The organism is Variovorax sp. Root318D1 (assembly GCF_001424835.1).
Taxonomy (GTDB): Bacteria; Pseudomonadota; Gammaproteobacteria; order Burkholderiales; family Burkholderiaceae_C; genus Variovorax.
The window spans coordinates 164,290-181,117 of sequence record NZ_LMCQ01000005.1; the positions used below are offsets into that span (position 1 = coordinate 164,290).

20 protein-coding genes are annotated in these 16,828 nt (G+C 63.8%); 14 read left to right on the plus strand and 6 right to left on the minus strand.

Going from position 1 to position 16,828, the window contains the following annotated elements; genetic code table 11:
• The first annotated feature begins 38 nt into the window (after positions 1 to 38).
• A complete protein-coding gene (locus ASC78_RS06705; protein ID WP_055798326.1) occupies positions 39 to 1,202 on the plus strand; it encodes an ABC transporter substrate-binding protein in 1,164 nt (387 codons plus the stop codon).
• 53 nt (positions 1,203 to 1,255) lie between these two features.
• Positions 1,256 to 1,717, plus strand: coding sequence for an EVE domain-containing protein (locus ASC78_RS06710; protein ID WP_055798244.1), 462 nt, complete (start codon positions 1,256 to 1,258; stop codon positions 1,715 to 1,717).
• A 7-nt stretch (positions 1,718 to 1,724) separates the two neighbouring features.
• On the opposite strand, the gene ASC78_RS06715 is transcribed toward ASC78_RS06710, so the two are convergent.
• Both ASC78_RS06715 and ASC78_RS06720 read right to left on the minus strand, forming a co-directional pair.
• Entirely contained in the window at positions 1,725 to 2,378 is a 654-nt protein-coding gene (locus tag ASC78_RS06715; protein WP_015867683.1) for a MarC family protein, read from the minus strand.
• Positions 2,379 to 3,125, minus strand: coding sequence for an SDR family oxidoreductase (locus ASC78_RS06720; protein WP_055798247.1), 747 nt, complete (start codon positions 3,123 to 3,125; stop codon positions 2,379 to 2,381).
• Positions 3,126 to 3,197: 72 nt separating this feature from the next.
• Here ASC78_RS06720 and ASC78_RS06725 point away from each other — a divergent pair, with 72 nt between their 5' ends.
• Entirely contained in the window at positions 3,198 to 3,803 is a 606-nt protein-coding gene (locus ASC78_RS06725; protein WP_055798250.1) for a 2-hydroxychromene-2-carboxylate isomerase, read from the plus strand.
• Positions 3,804 to 3,856: 53 nt separating this feature from the next.
• Positions 3,857 to 4,540: a dienelactone hydrolase family protein gene (locus ASC78_RS06730; RefSeq protein ID WP_055798251.1), complete on the plus strand. Its 684-nt coding sequence runs from the start codon at positions 3,857 to 3,859 to the stop codon at positions 4,538 to 4,540.
• Positions 4,541 to 4,582: 42 nt separating this feature from the next.
• Here the strand turns inward: ASC78_RS06730 and ASC78_RS06735 are convergent, their stop codons facing one another.
• Positions 4,583 to 5,488, minus strand: a complete 906-nt coding sequence (locus ASC78_RS06735) for a LysR family transcriptional regulator (protein WP_055798254.1) — start codon at positions 5,486 to 5,488, stop codon at positions 4,583 to 4,585.
• 247 nt (positions 5,489 to 5,735) lie between these two features.
• Between ASC78_RS06735 and ASC78_RS06740 the strand changes: the two genes are divergently transcribed.
• Positions 5,736 to 6,104, plus strand: a complete 369-nt coding sequence (locus tag ASC78_RS06740) for a DUF4148 domain-containing protein (RefSeq protein WP_055798257.1) — start codon at positions 5,736 to 5,738, stop codon at positions 6,102 to 6,104.
• Between the two features lie 83 nt (positions 6,105 to 6,187).
• On the opposite strand, the gene ASC78_RS06745 is transcribed toward ASC78_RS06740, so the two are convergent.
• From ASC78_RS06745 to ASC78_RS27390, 3 genes are all read right to left on the minus strand, one after another.
• Positions 6,188 to 7,342, minus strand: coding sequence for a magnesium transporter CorA family protein (locus ASC78_RS06745; protein ID WP_055798259.1), 1,155 nt, complete (start codon positions 7,340 to 7,342; stop codon positions 6,188 to 6,190).
• A gap of 65 nt (positions 7,343 to 7,407) precedes the next feature.
• Positions 7,408 to 8,397, minus strand: coding sequence for a porphobilinogen synthase (gene hemB, locus ASC78_RS06750; protein WP_055798262.1), 990 nt, complete (start codon positions 8,395 to 8,397; stop codon positions 7,408 to 7,410).
• A gap of 93 nt (positions 8,398 to 8,490) precedes the next feature.
• Positions 8,491 to 8,718, minus strand: a complete 228-nt coding sequence (locus ASC78_RS27390; RefSeq protein WP_157634398.1) for a hypothetical protein — start codon at positions 8,716 to 8,718, stop codon at positions 8,491 to 8,493.
• 47 nt (positions 8,719 to 8,765) lie between these two features.
• Here ASC78_RS27390 and ASC78_RS06755 point away from each other — a divergent pair, with 47 nt between their 5' ends.
• The 9 genes from ASC78_RS06755 to ASC78_RS06795 form a co-directional block, all read left to right on the plus strand.
• Positions 8,766 to 9,194, plus strand: coding sequence for a CopD family protein (locus ASC78_RS06755; RefSeq protein ID WP_055798265.1), 429 nt, complete (start codon positions 8,766 to 8,768; stop codon positions 9,192 to 9,194).
• A gap of 9 nt (positions 9,195 to 9,203) precedes the next feature.
• Complete coding sequence (locus ASC78_RS06760) at positions 9,204 to 10,319, plus strand: VanZ family protein (RefSeq protein WP_055798268.1); 1,116 nt, start codon at positions 9,204 to 9,206, stop codon at positions 10,317 to 10,319.
• A gap of 45 nt (positions 10,320 to 10,364) precedes the next feature.
• The gene (locus ASC78_RS06765) at positions 10,365 to 10,718 is read left to right on the plus strand and encodes a (2Fe-2S) ferredoxin domain-containing protein (protein ID WP_055798271.1); all 354 of its coding nucleotides are present in this window, start codon (positions 10,365 to 10,367) and stop codon (positions 10,716 to 10,718) included.
• Between the two features lie 72 nt (positions 10,719 to 10,790).
• Complete coding sequence (locus ASC78_RS06770) at positions 10,791 to 11,429, plus strand: alpha/beta hydrolase (RefSeq protein ID WP_055798274.1); 639 nt, start codon at positions 10,791 to 10,793, stop codon at positions 11,427 to 11,429.
• Between the two features lie 41 nt (positions 11,430 to 11,470).
• Positions 11,471 to 12,640, plus strand: coding sequence for a D-alanyl-D-alanine carboxypeptidase family protein (locus ASC78_RS06775; RefSeq protein ID WP_055798276.1), 1,170 nt, complete (start codon positions 11,471 to 11,473; stop codon positions 12,638 to 12,640).
• A 172-nt stretch (positions 12,641 to 12,812) separates the two neighbouring features.
• Positions 12,813 to 13,190 (plus strand): 30S ribosomal protein S12, encoded by a 378-nt coding sequence (gene rpsL / locus ASC78_RS06780; RefSeq protein WP_013543948.1) that lies wholly within the window; start codon positions 12,813 to 12,815, stop codon positions 13,188 to 13,190.
• A 149-nt stretch (positions 13,191 to 13,339) separates the two neighbouring features.
• Positions 13,340 to 13,813, plus strand: coding sequence for a 30S ribosomal protein S7 (gene rpsG / locus ASC78_RS06785; protein WP_013543947.1), 474 nt, complete (start codon positions 13,340 to 13,342; stop codon positions 13,811 to 13,813).
• A gap of 96 nt (positions 13,814 to 13,909) precedes the next feature.
• Positions 13,910 to 16,009: an elongation factor G gene (fusA, locus tag ASC78_RS06790; protein WP_055798278.1), complete on the plus strand. Its 2,100-nt coding sequence runs from the start codon at positions 13,910 to 13,912 to the stop codon at positions 16,007 to 16,009.
• A 141-nt stretch (positions 16,010 to 16,150) separates the two neighbouring features.
• A partial coding sequence (locus ASC78_RS06795; protein ID WP_157634399.1) for a GTP-binding protein occupies positions 16,151 to 16,828 on the plus strand: 678 nt, incomplete at its 3' end.

Consider the following 16,828-nt stretch of genomic DNA (forward strand, 5'->3'; position numbering starts at 1 on the left):
CGAATCGTTTTTTGTCAACCCGAGGAGACAACGCCATGATGAAGCTCAAGACACTGACGACTCTGGCCGTGCTGGGCCTGATCGCGACGTTCGCGTCCGCGCAGCAACAGGGCGTGAGCAAGGACGAGATCCGCATCGGCACGATCCAGGACCTCTCGGGCCCGCTCGCGGGCTTCGGCAAGCAGGCGCGCAACGGCATGCAGCTGCGCGTGGACGAACTCAACGAGCAGGGCAACATCCACGGCCGCAAGCTCAAGCTCTTCGTCGAAGACTCGGGCTACGACCCGAAGAAGGCCGTGCTCGCGGCGCAGAAGCTGGTCAACCAGGAAAAGATCTTCATCATGGCCGGCCACATCGGCACGGCGCAGAACATGGCGGCCATGCCGGTTCAGTTCGAGAAGAACATCGTCAACTTCATGCCGATTACCGCCGCGCGCGAAATGTACGAGCCGCTGCACCGGCTCAAGTATTCGTTCGCTGCTACCTACTACGACCAGATCCGCCTGGCCCTGCCCAAGATGATCAAGGAGAAGGGTGCAAAAAAGGTCTGCACCATCTACCAGGACGACGAGTTCGGGCTCGAGGTGCAGCGAGGTGCCGAGGCCGGTCTCAAGACAGCTGGATTGGAACTGGCCGAGAAAACGTCGTTCAAGCGCGGCGCCACCGATTTCAGCTCGCAGGTCGCAAAGATGAAGGCCGCCAACTGCGACCTCGTGGTGCTCGGCACCATCATCCGCGAGACCATCGGCACCGTGGGCGAGGCGCGCAAGACGGGCTTCAACCCGACCTTCCTGGGCTCGAGCGCCTCCTATACCGACCTGATCCACAAGCTCGGCGGCAAGGCGATGGACGGCATCTACGCCACCATGACGGTGCAGAATCCCTACACCGACGAACAGTCGCAGCCGCTGCGCTTCTGGGCGAACAAGTACAAGACCAAGTTCAACGAAGACCCGACGGTGTTCTCGGTCTATGGTTACATCATCATCGACTCGTTCATCAAGGCGGCGCAGAAGGCCGGCCCCAACCTGACGACCGACAGCTTCATCAAGGCGATGGACACCATGACCTTCGAGCCCGACATGTTCGGCAGCGCCAAGAGCACCTACACCGCCACCAAGCGCCTGGGCAACGACCAATCCCGTTTGTCCCAGATCAAGGACGGGAAATGGGTCGTCGTGTCTGACTATGTGACACCGTAGTCACAGGCTGAGGCGGGTTTATATTTGCGGCCAACTCCCGTGACGAGCCCGCAATGTCCCAGTATTGGTTGATGAAATCCGAGCCCGACGAGGTCTCGATCGACGACGCGCTTGCCGCGCCCGGCGCCACGGTGGCGTGGACCGGCGTGCGCAACTACCAGGCACGCAACTTCATGCGCGATGGCATGAAGGTCGGGGACGGCGTGCTCTTCTATCACTCGAGCTGCCCCGAGCCGGGCATCGCGGGCATTGCGCGCGTGGCTTCGGGCATCAAGCCCGATCCGACGCAGTTCGATCCCAAGTCGCCGTACTACGACCCAGCATCGAAGAAGGACGATCCGCGCTGGCTGCTGGTCGACGTGCAGGCTGTTCGCAAGACCCGGCTGCTGGCCTTGCCCGAGCTGCGCGCCAGGCCCGAGCTGGCCGACCTGGTCGTGCTGCGCAAGGGCAACCGGCTGTCGATCACGCCGGTCGAGCCCGCGCACTGGCGGATCATCGAGAAGATGCTGACCTGAAGCGGCCCTAGCCCACGCGCTGCAGTATCGGGAACAGCTTGCCGAGGCCGTCGGCCATGACCTCGACCGCGAGCGCCGCGAGGATCAGGCCCATGAGCCGCGTCATGATGTTGATGCCGGTCTTGCCGAGCACGCGCGCAATCGGCTGCGCGAGCGAAAAGGCCAGCGCGGTGGCCAGCGCCACCACCACGCCGTAGCCCACCAGCAGCCCGAGCTCCCACAGGTGCTGCGTCTTGTCGGCGTAGATCACCACGGTCGATATGGTGGCCGGCCCGGTGAGCAGCGGAATGGTGAGCGGCACCACCGCGATGGACGCGCCCATGGAGGCCTTGACCTCGGTGGCGCGCAGCTCCTCGACGTTGGTCTTGCTCTCGGCCGGCTTCGCATTGAGCATGGACAGCGAACTCATGAGCAGCAGCAGGCCGCCGCCCACTTGGAAGCTGGCAATCGAGATGCCGAAGAACGCCAGCAGCTGCAGCCCGATGAGCGCGCTGACCGCAATCACCACGAAGGCGCTGAAGGCCGACATGCGCACCGTGTGCCGGCGCTGCGCATCCGAATACCCCTGCGTGTAGTGGATGAAGAAAGGCACGATGGCCAGCGGGTTGACGATGGCCACCAGCGTGACCAGCGGCTTGATCAGGTCCATCGAGGTACTCACTTACCTCCCCCCGGTCACGTCGAGCAGGGCCATGGTGGTGTAGCTGGCCTCTTCGGACAGCAGCCACAGGATGGCGCCCGCAATTTCTTCCGCGCTGCCGGTGCGCTGCATCGGCACGGTGGGCGCCAGCTCGAAGGCGCGGTCGGGCATGCCGCCCGAAGCGTGGATTTCGGTGTCGATCAGCCCCGGGCGCACCGCGTTGACGCGGATGCCCTCGGCGCCGACCTCCTTGGCCAGGCCGATGGTGAAGGTGTCGATGGCGCCCTTGCTGGCCGCATAGTCGACGTACTGGCCGGGCGAGCCCAACCGCGCCGCGGCGCTGGAGACATTGACGATGGCGCCGCCCGCGCCGCCGTACCGGGTGCTCATGCGCCGGACGGCTTCGCGCGCGCAGATGAAGCTGCCGATCACGTTGGTGCGGAACATGCGCTCCAGGCGCAGCGCAGTCATTTCATCGACGCGGGCCTGCACGTCGACAACGCCGGCGCAATTGACCAGTGCCGTGAGGCGGCCGAGCCTGGCATCGACCTTCTGGAACATGGCGGTCACCTGCGCCTCGTCGCCTACGTCGGCCTGCACGGCCACCGCTGTGCCGCCGCCAGCGCGGATGGTGCGCACCACCTCGTCCGCGGCAAGCGAGTTGCTCGCGTAGTTGACGGCCACCGCGTAGCCGCGCTTTGCCGCCAGCAAGGCGGTGGCAGCGCCGATGCCGCGGCCGCCACCCGTGATCAAGAGTACCTGGTCCAAATCCGACCTCCTGCACAAAAACTGCGTGTCAGTTAAAACCGTTCGCTGGATTACATCATCGAGGGCGAGCGCATGAGCCATACGATCGACTATTACTTTGCGCCACAGAGCCCGTGGACGTATCTGGGGCATGCCCGGTTTGACGCCATCGCGGCTGCAGCGGGTGCCACGGTGCGCGTGCGGCCCGTGGACCTGGGCAGTGTCTATCCGATCTCGGGCGGGCTGCCCCTCGGCAAGCGGGCACCGCAGCGCCAAGCCTACCGGCTGTTGGAACTGGCCCGTTTTTCGCGCCACCTCGATTTGCCGCTGAACCTCAAGCCCAAATTCTTTCCGGTGTCGGGCGACGATGCGGCGCGGCTGATCATCGCAGTCGATCTGCACGACGGCACCGATGTGGCCATGCGCGTGTGCAGCGCGATATTTGCCGCCGTGTGGGTGCAGGAGCGGAACATCGGCGATCCCAAGGTGCTCGAATCGCTGGTCGCGGAATGCGGCCTGCCGGCCAAGCGCACGGAGCAGTCGCTGAGCCAAGCCGTGCAGGAGCGTTACGAGGCTTACACCCAGGAAGCGATCGACATCCAGGTGTTCGGTGCGCCAAGCTATGTCATCGACGGCGAGATATTCTGGGGCCAGGACCGGCTTGATTTCGTCGAGCGCGCGCTGCAGCAAAAGCGCTAGCGGCAACCCTTTCATTCGATTCAACTCATTCGCTATCAAGGAGCATGACAACCATGGGTCAATTCATCGATCTCACCGCCAAGGACGGCTTTGTCTTTCCGGCCTACGTGGCCGAACCTGCCGGCAAGCCGCGGGGTGCCGTGGTGGTGGTGCCGGAAATCTTCGGCGTCAACTCGCACATCCGATCGGTGGCCGACGGCTATGCCGCAGACGGCTACCTGGCCGTTTCGCCCTCGACCTTTCATCGCGTGAAGCCCGGCGTCGAGCTCGGCTACAGCGACGATGACATGAAGGCCGGCTTCGCCCTGAAGACGGCCGTGGAGGCGCTGCCCGCTCCCGGCGTGCTGCAGGACGTCGAGGCTGCCGTGGCCTATGCGGCCAAAGCCGGCAAGGTGGGCATCGTGGGTTATTGCTGGGGTGGCCTGCTGGTCTGGCGCGCCGCGAGCCTGGTTCCGGGCATTGCCGCCGCGGCGCCCTATTACGGCGGCGGAATGACGACGCCGGAAGAAACCGCGCGCCAGCCCAAGGTGCCGGTGCTGGCGCATTTCGGCAATCAGGACCACTGGATTCCGCTGGACACCATCGAAGCCTTCAAGAAGGCGCATCCCGAGGTTCAGGTGCATGTCTACGAGTCGGGCCATGGCTTCAATTGCGACCAGCGCGGTTCGTACAACGCCGAGGCCGCCAAGCTCGCGCGGACGCGCACGCTGGAGTTTTTTGCCAAGCACGTCGGCTGAACGAGCCTGCGCCAAGCGGAGCCCGGCCCGTGCCGGGCTTTTCTATTTCTTCTGGGAGCCCGGCCCTTTGCCGACGCGGGTCTGGAGAAAGTCGAGCAGCGCACGCAGCGCGGCGCTGTTGTGGCGCCGCTGCAGGTAGGCGGCCGACAACCACATGTCCTTGCGCGCATAGCCCTGCAGCACCGGCACCAGTTCGCCATCGTCGATGTGCGACTGCACGAGGATCGAGGGCAGGTAGATCACGCCGAAGCCGCGCATCGCGACCCGGATCAGCGGCGCGCCCTCGGTGCAGTCCATGCGGCTCTTGACCGGCACGTCCAGCGGCTGGCCGCCATCGTCGAAGCGCCAGACCGGCTGGGCGCCCAGCAGCGAATGCGTGAGCGCCTCGTGGCCGGCGAGGTCGCGCGGATGCTCGGGCTTGCCGTGCTTCTTCCAGTAGACCGGCGATGCGCAGACCACCATCTCCATCAACATCAGCTTGCGCACGATCAGGTTGGCGTCGGCCACCGGGCCGCTGCGGATGTCGACGTCGATGCCTTCTTCGGCCAGATCGACTGCGCGGTTGGTCAGCTGCAGGCTGATGCTCACATCGGGGTAGTAGCGCATGAAGTCGGCCAAAAGGCCCGGAAATTCGCCGTTCCCCATGCCGTGCGGTGCCGAGATCCGCAGGCGCCCGCCGGGCTGCCTGGCGCGCTCCTGCAACTCGGCCTGCGTGAGTTCGACCATCTCGAGAACCGGCGTGCTGCGTTCGAGCAGCAATTGGCCGGCGTCGGTCAGGCTCACCGAACGCGTGGAGCGGTTGAGCAGGCGCACGCCAAAGCGCGTTTCAAGTTCCGCCACATATTTGCTGACGGTGGCTTTCGACATGTCCAGTTTCTTGGCCGCATTCGAAAAGCTGCCCTGCGAAGCAACCTCCCGGAAGGTTCTGATCAGATCGAGACTGTCCATGTCAAAGTGCCCATTGTTTCCGCTCCGGGAGCGGCATGCCCGGATTTTCCGGGAAGCCCCAAGTTTGCAGGGCATCCGGACACCCTCGACGGGTGCCTGCCTTCGGGCTGTCATTGTTTCAATAGAGGAAACACGGTGTCTCTGTTCCACGTGTTTTGCAGCGCGGTTTCAGTTGGAAACTCGCCGCACAGGTGAGCGAACGAGCGAGCCTGGTGGACGAACCATCCAACGAACACAAGGAATTGAAATGAAGACCTCGCACATCCTCGCTGCCGCCGCCCTGACCCTGTTGGCCGCTACCGGCGCCCAAGCTGAAAGCTACGACGGCGTGAACACCGCCGTCTCGACCAAGAGCCGTGACGAAGTGAACGCCGAAGCCGTGCGCACCGCAGCGGCTCCGAACCAAAACGTGACCCGCGGTTCGCGCGGCCCGGAAACGGTCGCCGTGTCGAAGGAGCGTTCGCTCGTCGAAGCCGAAGCGGTCCGTACCGCCTACGCTCCCGACCAGAATGTGAGCTCGGGTTCGCGCGTCAACAGCAAGGTCGTCTCGACGATGGCCCACCCGATGGACGCACGCGTCCAAGCCCAACAAGGCTCGGGCGCCGTCGCCAAGTAAGCCGGTCGAAAAAGCTGGCCCTCCGCCAGGGCCACTTTAAAAAAGAAGCCACGCGAAAGCGTGGCTTTTTTGTTGGGCAGGCGTCAGCGTGTGCGCGCGAGATAGCGCTTGCGCCAGAAAATCACGACCAACAGCACCGCGATGGCCAACATTGCGCTCATCGCGATCCAGAAACCGTCCGCCTTGTGCACCAGCGGAATGAACTCGAAGTTCATGCCGAAGATGCCGGCAATGAGGTTGAGCGGCAAAAAGATCGCGGTCAGCACGGTGAGCACCCGCATGATGTCGTTGGCACGGTGGCCCTGGACGCTGAAGTGCATCTGCACCGCGGTTTCCGCGTTCTGCTCGAGCCGGCGCACGTGATGCACCACGCGCTCGATGTGCTCGAGCACATCGCGGCTGCGCACCATGATCAGTTCCCGCTCGCGCTGCTCTGCCTCGCCTTTCGGCGACGGCAAGGTTTCGAGCAAATCGATCCAGTCCTGTATGGCGGCGCGCTGGTCCTCGCAGATTTCGTCGAGGTGGTGCAGCGACTGACGGGTTTCCATCAGCGCGCCCCAGTTGGTGAAGCGGCTGCGCGGATCGATCAGCTCGGTCTGCCAATGGTCGAGCTGGCGGGTGAGGTCGCGGCGCATGTCCAGGTAGCCGTCGACGATCTGGTTGATGACGCGCAGCATCAGGTCGGCGGTGCCAGTCGGCACGCGGGCCGAGGTGGCGCGCACGTCGAGCGCCGGAGCGCCCTGGTCGTCTGGCGAGCCGGCCGCCAGCAGCCGCGCGGCAAAGGCGTCGCGCCCCGCGCCTTCCTCGGGGTGCACCGACAGCAGCACGCGGTCGAACAGCGCGAAACCAACCGGGCGAGTGTCGACCCGGCGCAGCACTGGAGGGCCGCGGCGCCCGACGAGGGGAGGCTCGCCGACGCTGGTGCCTTTGCCGTTGCCCGCTGCCGCCTTGCCCGGTCCGCTTGAAAGACGCCGGAACACCAGCACGTCGTATTTCGAGGTGTAGTCGAAATGGGAGGGCAGCTGGTCGTTGAGCAGGTCGGCCACGTGCAGGTCGACGAGTTGGGTCAAGCAGAGCGACTGCAGGATCTGCTGGACTTCCGCAAGCGAAGCGCGAAACTCCTCGCGCGTGAGCGAAATCCAAAGATAGCCTTGTGCGCCACAGGCGCCGGGCACCGCGAGCGGCGCCAGCGCCTGATGCTCGCTCACCTGCGAGCGATTGATTTCGATGATGCGCATGGGCCGCCTTGTTGCTCTCTCTATATGTCGCTCGGGCCCGCACCGCGGCCCCCTCTGATCGAGAACTATTGTTTTTGTAGCAACCGCGCGGCGTCAAGCGCAAAGTACGTGAGCACGCCGTCTGCGCCGGCGCGCTTGAACGCGAGCAGGCTTTCGAGCACCACCGCATCATGATCGAGCCAGCCGTTCTGAGCGGCGGCCTTGAGCATCGCGTATTCGCCGCTCACCTGATAGGCGAAGGTGGGCACGTGGAATTCGTCTTTGACGCGGCGCACGATGTCCAGGTAGGGCATGCCAGGCTTCACCATCACCATGTCGGCGCCCTCGGCAATGTCGAGGCCCACTTCGCGCAGCGCCTCGTCGCTGTTGCCCGGGTCCATCTGATAGACCTTCTTGTTGCTCTTGCCGAGCATGGCGGCCGAGCCCACGGCATCGCGAAACGGACCGTAGAAGGCGCTGGCGTACTTGGCGCTGTACGCCATGATGCGGGTGTGAACGTCGCCGCGGGCCTCCAGCGCGCTGCGGATGGCGCCGATGCGGCCGTCCATCATGTCGCTGGGCGCCACGATGTCCACGCCGGCTTGCGATTGCGCGAGCGCCTGCTTGACCAGGACTTCGACGGTGGCGTCGTTGAGGATGTAGCCGGTCTCGTCGAGCAGGCCGTCCTGCCCATGGCTGGTGTAGGGGTCGAGCGCCACGTCGGTCATCACGCCGAGTTCCGGAAAGCGCGACTTGAGCGCCGCGACCACGCGCGGAATCAGCCCGTCGGGGTTGAAGGCTTCGTCTCCCGACGGTGTTTTGAGGCTTGCATCGATCACCGGAAAAAGCGCCATCACCGGAATACCCGCTTCCACGCATTGCTCGGCCAGCGGCAGCAGCATGTCCAGGCTCAGGCGGTCCACGCCGGGCATCGAAGCCACGGCATCACGCTTTTTTTGGCCTTCCTGTACGAACACGGGGTAGATCAGATCATGCGCCGTGAGCGCGTGCTCCCTGACCAGGTTGCGGCTGAACGCATCGCGGCGCAAGCGGCGCGGCCGGCCGGCGGGATACATGGCGAAGGAGGAGAAGGAGGATGGCGTCATAAGCGGAAAATTGTGCCTGAAGCGCCGTTTCGCGGGCGAGGCAGCCGCAAGAGGATCACCTGTTTATGGCTTGAATCCGTAGCTCGAAGGTTCTCTTTTTTTGGGCGGAAATGTCAAAGAAAGTGGCAGTTTCGCTTGAAACCTTGTTTCGTCTTTGTTAAATTCTGAAGCGGGCGGCTTGCCGCTCCCCGCTTTTCCTCCCTGAGCGGGTGCCTTGATGTGTGACAGCAAAAGGGCTTCCCAGCCCGGCGTGCAGACGTCGGGCTTTTTTTTGCCTGCTGCATCGTTCACGGCAGGCCAGGACCGGAAGGGCGCAGCCCGGCCACTAAACTGCCGCCATGCTCTGGGTCAAATCTTTTCACATCGTCTTCATTGCAAGCTGGTTCGCCGGGTTGTTCTATCTGCCGCGCATCTTTGTCAATCTGGCGATGGTGCCGCCGGAGTCCGTTGCCGAACGTGAGCGCCTGCTGCTGATGGCGCGCAAGCTGCTGCGGTTCACGACTTTGCTGGCAGTTCCGGCCTTGGGTTTCGGTCTTTGGCTCTGGCTGGGTTATGGCATCGGGCGCGGCCCGGGCAACGGCTGGATGCATGCCAAGCTGGCGCTGGTGCTGGTCGCCGTCGGTTATCACCATGGCTGTGGTGTGTTGCTGCGCCGCTTCGTGGCCGGAGGCCAGCAGCGCAGCCATCGCTGGTACCGCTGGTTCAACGAACTCCCCGTCTTGCTGCTGCTCGGCATCGTGGTGCTGGTGGTCGTGAAGCCGTTCTGAGCCGCCAAGGTGGAGACGCAGCACAAGACCGCCGCGCTGCCCCTTGCGCTCGCCTATGCGGCGCTGATCGTCTATGCCAGCCTTTATCCATTCGCGGACTGGCGCGACCAGGGCATTGCACCCTGGGCCTATTTGTCGGCGTCGTGGCCCAAGTACTGGACGGGGTTCGATTTCGCGATCAATGTCGGCGGCTACGTGCCCTTCGGGTTCCTGTGCGCGTTGACCGTGCTGCGCACGCGGCGCGATGCGAGCGTCTGGCGCGCCATGCTGCGCGCGACGATGGCCGGCGCGGCAGTGGCCTTTGCGATGGAGACGCTGCAGAGCTACCTTCCCGCGCGCATTCCTTCCAATGTCGACCTGGGCCTGAACACTTCCGGCGCCCTGCTGGGGGCCATGCTGGCGGTGGGCCTGGAGCGCCTTGGCGCGGTGGCGCACTGGAGCCGCACCCGCTCGCAATGGTTCGTCGAAGAGTCGCGCGGCGCGCTGGTGCTCCTGGCACTCTGGCCGATCGCGCTCCTGTTTCCGGCGGCCGTGACCTTCGGGCTCGGCCAGGTGTTCGAGCGGCTCGAAGTCGCCATCTCGGAATGGCTGCTCGACACGCCTTTCATCGACTGGATGCCCCTGCGCCAGTTCGAGCTTGAACCGCTTGTGCCCGCCGCCGAACTGCTGTGCGTGATGCTCGGGGCCCTTGTGCCTTGCCTGCTGGCTTTCCTGGTGACGCGTACGGTGGCCCGGCGTGCCGTGCTGCTGCCGCTCACGCTGCTGGCCGGCATCGGCGCCTCAGCGCTTTCGGCAGCCTTGAGCTACGGACCGGAGCATGCATGGGCATGGCTGGGCCTGCCGGTGCAGGTCGGCATCGCCAGCGCCTTGGTTGCGGGCATGCTGTTGCTGGGAGCTCCGCGCCGGTTGTGCGCAGCCTTGCTGCTGGTGGGCTTGGTGATCCAGCTGAGCCTGCTGAACCAGGCGCCCGAGAGCGCGTATTTCGCGCAGACACTGGCCACTTGGGAGCAGGGGCGATTCATCCGCTTCCACGGCCTGGTGCAGTGGCTGGGCTGGGTGTGGCCGTTCGCGGTGCTGGCCTATGTTGTGGCCGCGCTGTCGCGCCGGGGGCGTCCGGCCCACTGAACGCGGCAACCGATGGCGCATGGCGGGCGTCACTAAAATCCCTTGATGCCCAGTTCCACTCCAGCCGCGCCGCACGGCTACTACGGTCGCCATATCTTCTTCTGCCTCAACGAGCGCAAGAACGGTGAAGACTGCTGCGCCCTGCATAACGCCCAGCAAGGCTTCGACCGCTGCAAGGCCAAGGTCAAGGAAGCCGGGTTGGCGGGGCCGGGCAAGGTAAGGGTCAACAAGGCCGGCTGCCTCGACCGTTGCGCCGGCGGGCCGGTGGCGGTGGTCTATCCGGAGGCCGTCTGGTACACCTTCGTCGATGCCGAAGACATCGACGAAATCGTCGAGTCGCACCTGAAGAACGGCAAGATCGTCGAGCGTCTGGTGTTGCCGCCCGATGTCGGCCGCTGAACTTTTGCGGATGCTCCGCGCTCGTACCCTGCACCCGGCCGGCCGCAGCCGGGCCGCTTCATCCACAGCACCATGAATTCCCAGACCGAAAAAATCCGCCTCCAAGGCGCTGTCGGCGTGATCGAGGTCCAGCGCGACCAGCCCTCCGAGGCTGACGGTACGCGCGGCATCGCGGTCATCGCCCATCCGCACCCGCTGTTTGGCGGCACCATGGACAACAAGGTGGTGCAGACCTTGGCGCGCGCATTCGTCGCCTGCGGCTGGACGGCGGTGCGTTTCAACTTTCGCGGCGTGGGTGCCAGCGAAGGCGTGCACGACGAAGGCCGCGGCGAGCGCGAAGACATGCTGAACGTCGTCGAACAACTCGCTCCCGAGGGCCCGCTGTCCATCGCCGGGTTTTCATTCGGCGCCTTCGTGGCGAGCTGCACGGCCGAAAAGCTCTGGGCGTCGCGCGACATTCGGCAGCTCGTTCTGGTCGGAACTGCTGCCTCGCGCTTTGCCGTGGCCACGCTGCCGGCCGACGCGCACGAGCGCACCCTGGTGGTCCACGGGGAAGCGGACGACACGGTGCCGCTGTCGGCCGTCATGGACTGGGCGCGGCCGCAGTCACTTCCTGTCACGGTTGTCCCCGGGGGCGGCCATTTCTTTCACGGACAATTGCCGCTGCTCAAAAGTCTGGTCGTCCGCCATCTGCGCGCGGGCATCGCATGAAAGCCCTGCGGGCTTGTTTTCGTTTTCTCCCAATTTCTCCCATGAATCGTTTTCTTGACGCGTTTCGCGCCCTGGTGCTGACCGCCGCCGCCTCGGTTTGCACGATTGCCGGTGCCCAGGTCCCGGCGCCGCCGGAAATTGCCGCGCGCAGCTATCTGCTGCTCGACGTCACGGCCAATCAGATCCTCGCCCAGAAGGACATCGACAGCCCGGTCGAGCCGGCTTCGCTCACCAAGCTGATGTCGGCCTACATCGTGTTCGACGCGCTGCGCGCCAAGAAGATCACGCTGACCCAGACGATGCCCGTCAGCCAGCGCGCCTGGAAGATGCCCGGTTCGCGCATGTTCATCGACCCCAAGATGCAAGTGCCGGTCGACGATCTGATCAAGGGGCTCATCGTGCAGTCGGGCAACGACGCCACGGTGGCGCTGGCCGAAGGCGTGGGCGGAACGGTGGAGCATTTCGTCGAGCTCATGAATGCCCAGGCCAAGGCACTGGGCATGAAGAACACCAGCTACAAGAATCCCGAGGGCCTCACCGCGCCGGGCCATACCACCACGGCGCGCGACCTGAGCATTCTTGCCACCCGGCTGGTGCGCGATTTCCCCGAAGAAGCCAAGTACTACGCCATCAAGAAGTACCGCTATCCCGGCACACCCTCGACCAACGACACCAACCGCAACCTGCTGCTGTTCCGCGATCCGACCGTCGACGGCCTCAAGACCGGCCATACCGAGGCGGCCGGCTACTGCATGATCGCCACCGCCAAGCGCGATTTTCCAAACCTCACCGGAGGCCGCCGCCTGCTGTCGATCGTGCTGGGCACCTCCGGCGAAACCGTGCGTGCCAACGAATCGCAAAAGCTGCTGAACTGGGGCTACACCGCCTACGACGCCGTTCGCCTGTTCGATGCTGGCCAGCCGGCCGCCACGCCAGCAGTCTGGAAGGGCAAAACCAACACGCTCAAGCTGGGTCGCCCGGAAGCGATCGTGGTCGCGGTACCGGCTGGTACCGCCAACAAGATCAAGACCCAGGTGGCGCGCCCCGATCCGCTGGTGGCGCCGTTCACCAAATACCAAGCCGTGGGCTCGCTCAAGGTGACCCTGGACGACCAGCCGCTGGCGGACGTGCCGCTGGTCGCCCTGGAGGGCGTCGAGCAGGCGGGCATTTTTGGCCGCGCCTGGGATGCCGTTCGGCTCTGGATCAAGTGACGCCAGCACACAGCAATTGCTGACGGCGGGGGCGACTGCTATACTCGTGGGCTTTTCGGAATTTTCCGAAGGGTTTCACGTTTTCGTTATTCCCGGCTTCCTTGCCTTGCGTCACGTCAAGGACAAGGGCGGTTCAGAGCCAAAGCCGGGTTGTTTTGGGACTAATTCATTCATGCCAACCATCAATCAACTGGTGCGTCAGGGTCGAACGGTCGAAAAGATCAATTCGAAGAGCCCTGCCATGCAGAACTCGCCGCAACGCCGCGGTGTCTGCACCCGCGTCTACACCACGACGCCAAAGAAGCCCAACTCGGCGCTTCGTAAAGTTGCCAAGGTCCGTCTGACCAATGGCTTCGAAGTCATTTCCTACATCGGCGGCGAAGGCCACAACCTGCAAGAACACAGCGTCGTGCTGGTTCGCGGCGGTCGTGTCAAGGACTTGCCCGGTGTTCGCTACCACATCGTGCGCGGTTCGCTCGACTTGCAAGGCGTGAAAGACCGCAAGCAGTCGCGCTCCAAGTACGGCGCGAAGCGTCCCAAGAAGGCTTAAGCCTTCCTGTCGCAAAAAACAAACGGTGTTCGGTTGCCTTGGCGGGCACATCGAACGAAGTGACCCAATGTCGGGTCGAGTAAGTGAGAGTCCGGAATGGCTCTCGCGGTGCCGGAAACGGTGCCAACTGAAGCAAAGAGGTTAGTAACATGCCACGTCGTCGCGAAGTCCCCAAACGTGAAATCCTGCCGGATCCCAAGTACGGCAATGTCGAGCTGTCGAAGTTCATGAACGTGATCATGGAAGGCGGCAAGAAGGCGATCGCCGAGCGCATCATTTACGGTGCACTCGACTTCATCGAAAAGAAGAACCCTGACAAGGACCCGCTCGAAGCTTTCACCGTTGCCATCAACAACGTGAAGCCGATGGTCGAAGTGAAGTCGCGCCGCGTCGGCGGTGCCAACTACCAGGTGCCGGTCGAAGTGCGTCCGGTCCGCCGCCTGGCGCTCTCGATGCGCTGGATCAAGGAAGCCGCCCGCAAGCGTGGCGAAAAGTCGATGGCCCTGCGCCTGGCCAACGAACTCATGGAAGCCACGGAAGGCCGTGGCGGCGCCATGAAGAAGCGCGACGAAGTGCACCGCATGGCAGAAGCCAACCGCGCTTTCAGCCACTTCCGCTTCTAAGAATCAAACTTCGCTTGGGCGTTGGGCGTTGAGTGTCGGGCGATGTCGCCCGGGCTCAAGGCCCAGCGCTCAACGCATTTAACCCGAAAGTAAATCATGTCCCGCAAGACCCCCATCGAGCGCTACCGCAACATCGGCATCTCCGCGCACATCGACGCCGGCAAGACCACGACGACCGAGCGCATCCTGTTCTACACCGGTGTGAACCACAAGATCGGTGAAGTGCACGATGGCGCCGCCACGATGGACTGGATGGAGCAAGAGCAAGAGCGTGGCATCACGATCACCTCGGCTGCCACCACCTGCTTCTGGAAGGGCATGGCCGGCAAGTTCGAAGAACACCGCATCAACATCATCGACACCCCCGGCCACGTGGACTTCACGATTGAAGTCGAGCGCTCGATGCGCGTGCTGGACGGCGCTGTCATGGTGTACGACGCCGTTGGCGGCGTGCAGCCCCAGTCGGAAACCGTCTGGCGCCAAGCCAACAAGTACAAGGTTCCGCGTCTCGCGTTCGTCAACAAGATGGACCGCACCGGCGCCGACTTCCTGCGCGTGCGCCAGATGATGGTCGACCGCCTGAAGGCCAATCCCGTCGTGATCCAGATCCCGATTGGTGCCGAAGAGCACTTCCAGGGCATCGTCGACCTCGTGAAGATGAAGGCCATCATCTGGGACGAAGACAAGGGCGTGACCTTCACCTACGGTGAAATCCCCGCGAACCTGACCGACGTCTGCAACGAATACCGCGAAAAGCTCGTCGAAGCCGCTGCCGAAGCGAGCGAAGAGCTGATGAACAAGTACCTCGAAGGCAATGAGCTGACCGAGGAAGAAATCAAGAAGGCCATTCGCCAGCGCACCATCGCCGGCGAAATCCAGCCGATGCTGTGCGGCTCGGCCTTCAAGAACAAGGGCGTGCAGGCCATGCTCGACGCCGTCATCGAATACATGCCGGCACCGACCGACATTCCGCCGGTCAACGGCCTCGACGAAGACGAAGCGCCTGTCACCCGCAAGGCTGACGACAGCGAGAAGTTCTCGGCCCTCGCGTTCAAGCTCATGACCGACCCGTTCGTGGGCCAGTTGACCTTCGTGCGCGTCTACTCGGGCGTGCTGACCAAGGGCGACAGCGTCTACAACCCGGTGCGCGGCAAGAAGGAGCGCATCGGCCGTATCGTGCAAATGCACGCGAACAACCGCGAAGAAGTCAACGAAATCCGCGCCGGCGACATCGCCGCGTGCGTGGGCCTGAAGGAAGTGACCACGGGCGAAACCCTGTGCGATCCCGCGGCGATCGTGACGCTCGAGCGCATGGTGTTCCCGGAATCGGTGATCTCGCAGGCCGTCGAGCCCAAGACCAAGGCCGACCAGGAAAAGATGGGCATCGCCCTGCAGCGCCTCGCTCAGGAAGATCCTTCGTTCCGCGTCAAGACCGACGAAGAATCGGGCCAGACCATCATCGCCGGTATGGGCGAGCTCCACCTTGAAATCATCGTGGACCGCATGAAGCGCGAATTCGGCGTGGAAGCCAACGTGGGCAAGCCCCAGGTTGCTTACCGCGAAACGATCCGCAAGACCGTCGAAGATGCTGAAGGCAAGTTCGTTCGCCAGTCGGGCGGCAAGGGCCAGTACGGCCACGTCATCCTGAAGCTCGAGCCGCAGGAAGCGGGCAAGGGCTTCGAGTTCGTCGACGCCATCAAGGGCGGTGTGGTTCCTCGCGAATACATTCCCGCGGTGGAAAAGGGCGTTGTGGAAGCACTGACGCAAGGCGTGCTGGCGGGCTACCCCGTCGTCGACGTCAAGGTCACGCTGCACTTCGGTTCGTACCACGACGTGGACTCGAACGAAATGGCGTTCAAGATGGCCGCGATCTTCGGTTTCAAGGAAGGCGCCCGCAAGGCCAGCCCCGTGATCCTGGAGCCGATGATGGCCGTGGAAGTCGAAACGCCTGAAGACTACGCCGGCAACGTGATGGGCGACCTGTCCTCACGCCGCGGCATGGTGCAGGGCATGGACGACATGATCGGTGGCGGCAAGTCCATCAAGGCCGAAGTGCCGCTGTCGGAAATGTTCGGCTACTCGACCACGCTGCGTTCGATGTCGCAAGGCCGCGCCACGTACACGATGGAGTTCAAGCACTACGCTGAAGCTCCGCGTAACGTTGCTGAAGCCATCGTGGCTGCCCGCGCAAAGTAAGTTTTCAAGAATGCAGGGTCACGCAGTGCGTGGCTCTCTTTGTCTGCGATCCGGTGCCGCCACGTTCCCGTGCGAGGCGAACCAGCAATCGGGTGCAGACATAAAACCAATACACGGGAATGCTCTTTCAAGGATTGAAAAATGGCAAAAGGTAAATTCACCCGCACCAAGCCGCACGTGAACGTGGGCACGATCGGTCACGTCGACCACGGCAAGACCACGCTGACGGCGGCCAAGGCCTACGACCAGATCGACGCGGCGCCCGAAGAAAAGGCCCGCGGCATCACGATCAACACCGCCCACGTCGAGTACGAAACGGCCAACCGCCACTACGCTCACGTCGACTGCCCCGGCCACGCCGACTATGTGAAGAACATGATCACCGGCGCCGCTCAAATGGACGGCGCCATTCTGGTGTGCTCGGCCGCTGACGGCCCGATGCCCCAGACCCGCGAACACATCCTGCTGGCTCGCCAGGTGGGTGTGGGCTACATCATCGTGTTCCTGAACAAGTGCGACATGGTCGACGACGCCGAACTGCTCGAGCTCGTTGAAATGGAAGTGCGCGAGCTCCTGGACAAGTACGAATTCCCGGGCGACGACACCCCCATCATCCACGGCTCGGCCAAGCTCGCCCTGGAAGGCGACAAGGGCAAGCTCGGTGAAGAGGCCATCATGAAGCTGGCCGAAGCCCTCGACACCTACATCCCGACGCCTGAACGCGCCGTGGACGGCACCTTCCTGATGCCCGTCGAAGACGTGTTCTCGATCTCCGGCCGCGGCACCGTCGTGACCGGCGCCGTCGAGCGCGGCGTCATC

Excerpts from the sequence above, each read along its gene's own strand:
- ASC78_RS06725 (WP_055798250.1), top strand. The coding sequence starts at position 3,198 with ATGAGCCATACGATCGACTATTACTTTGCGCCACAGAGCCCGTGGACG.
- ASC78_RS06775 (WP_055798276.1), top strand. The coding sequence starts at position 11,471 with ATGAATCGTTTTCTTGACGCGTTTCGCGCCCTGGTGCTGACCGCCGCC.
- rpsL (WP_013543948.1), top strand. The coding sequence starts at position 12,813 with ATGCCAACCATCAATCAACTGGTGCGTCAGGGTCGAACGGTCGAAAAG.
- ASC78_RS06765 (WP_055798271.1), top strand. The coding sequence starts at position 10,365 with ATGCCCAGTTCCACTCCAGCCGCGCCGCACGGCTACTACGGTCGCCAT.
- rpsG (WP_013543947.1), top strand. The coding sequence starts at position 13,340 with ATGCCACGTCGTCGCGAAGTCCCCAAACGTGAAATCCTGCCGGATCCC.
- ASC78_RS06710 (WP_055798244.1), top strand. The coding sequence starts at position 1,256 with ATGTCCCAGTATTGGTTGATGAAATCCGAGCCCGACGAGGTCTCGATC.
- ASC78_RS06770 (WP_055798274.1), top strand. The coding sequence starts at position 10,791 with ATGAATTCCCAGACCGAAAAAATCCGCCTCCAAGGCGCTGTCGGCGTG.
- ASC78_RS06745 (WP_055798259.1), bottom strand. The coding sequence starts at position 7,342 with ATGCGCATCATCGAAATCAATCGCTCGCAGGTGAGCGAGCATCAGGCG.
- ASC78_RS06755 (WP_055798265.1), top strand. The coding sequence starts at position 8,766 with ATGCTCTGGGTCAAATCTTTTCACATCGTCTTCATTGCAAGCTGGTTC.
- fusA (WP_055798278.1), top strand. The coding sequence starts at position 13,910 with ATGTCCCGCAAGACCCCCATCGAGCGCTACCGCAACATCGGCATCTCC.
- hemB (WP_055798262.1), bottom strand. The coding sequence starts at position 8,397 with ATGTATCCCGCCGGCCGGCCGCGCCGCTTGCGCCGCGATGCGTTCAGC.
- ASC78_RS06740 (WP_055798257.1), top strand. The coding sequence starts at position 5,736 with ATGAAGACCTCGCACATCCTCGCTGCCGCCGCCCTGACCCTGTTGGCC.
- ASC78_RS06735 (WP_055798254.1), bottom strand. The coding sequence starts at position 5,488 with ATGGACAGTCTCGATCTGATCAGAACCTTCCGGGAGGTTGCTTCGCAG.
- ASC78_RS06705 (WP_055798326.1), top strand. The coding sequence starts at position 39 with ATGAAGCTCAAGACACTGACGACTCTGGCCGTGCTGGGCCTGATCGCG.
- ASC78_RS06730 (WP_055798251.1), top strand. The coding sequence starts at position 3,857 with ATGGGTCAATTCATCGATCTCACCGCCAAGGACGGCTTTGTCTTTCCG.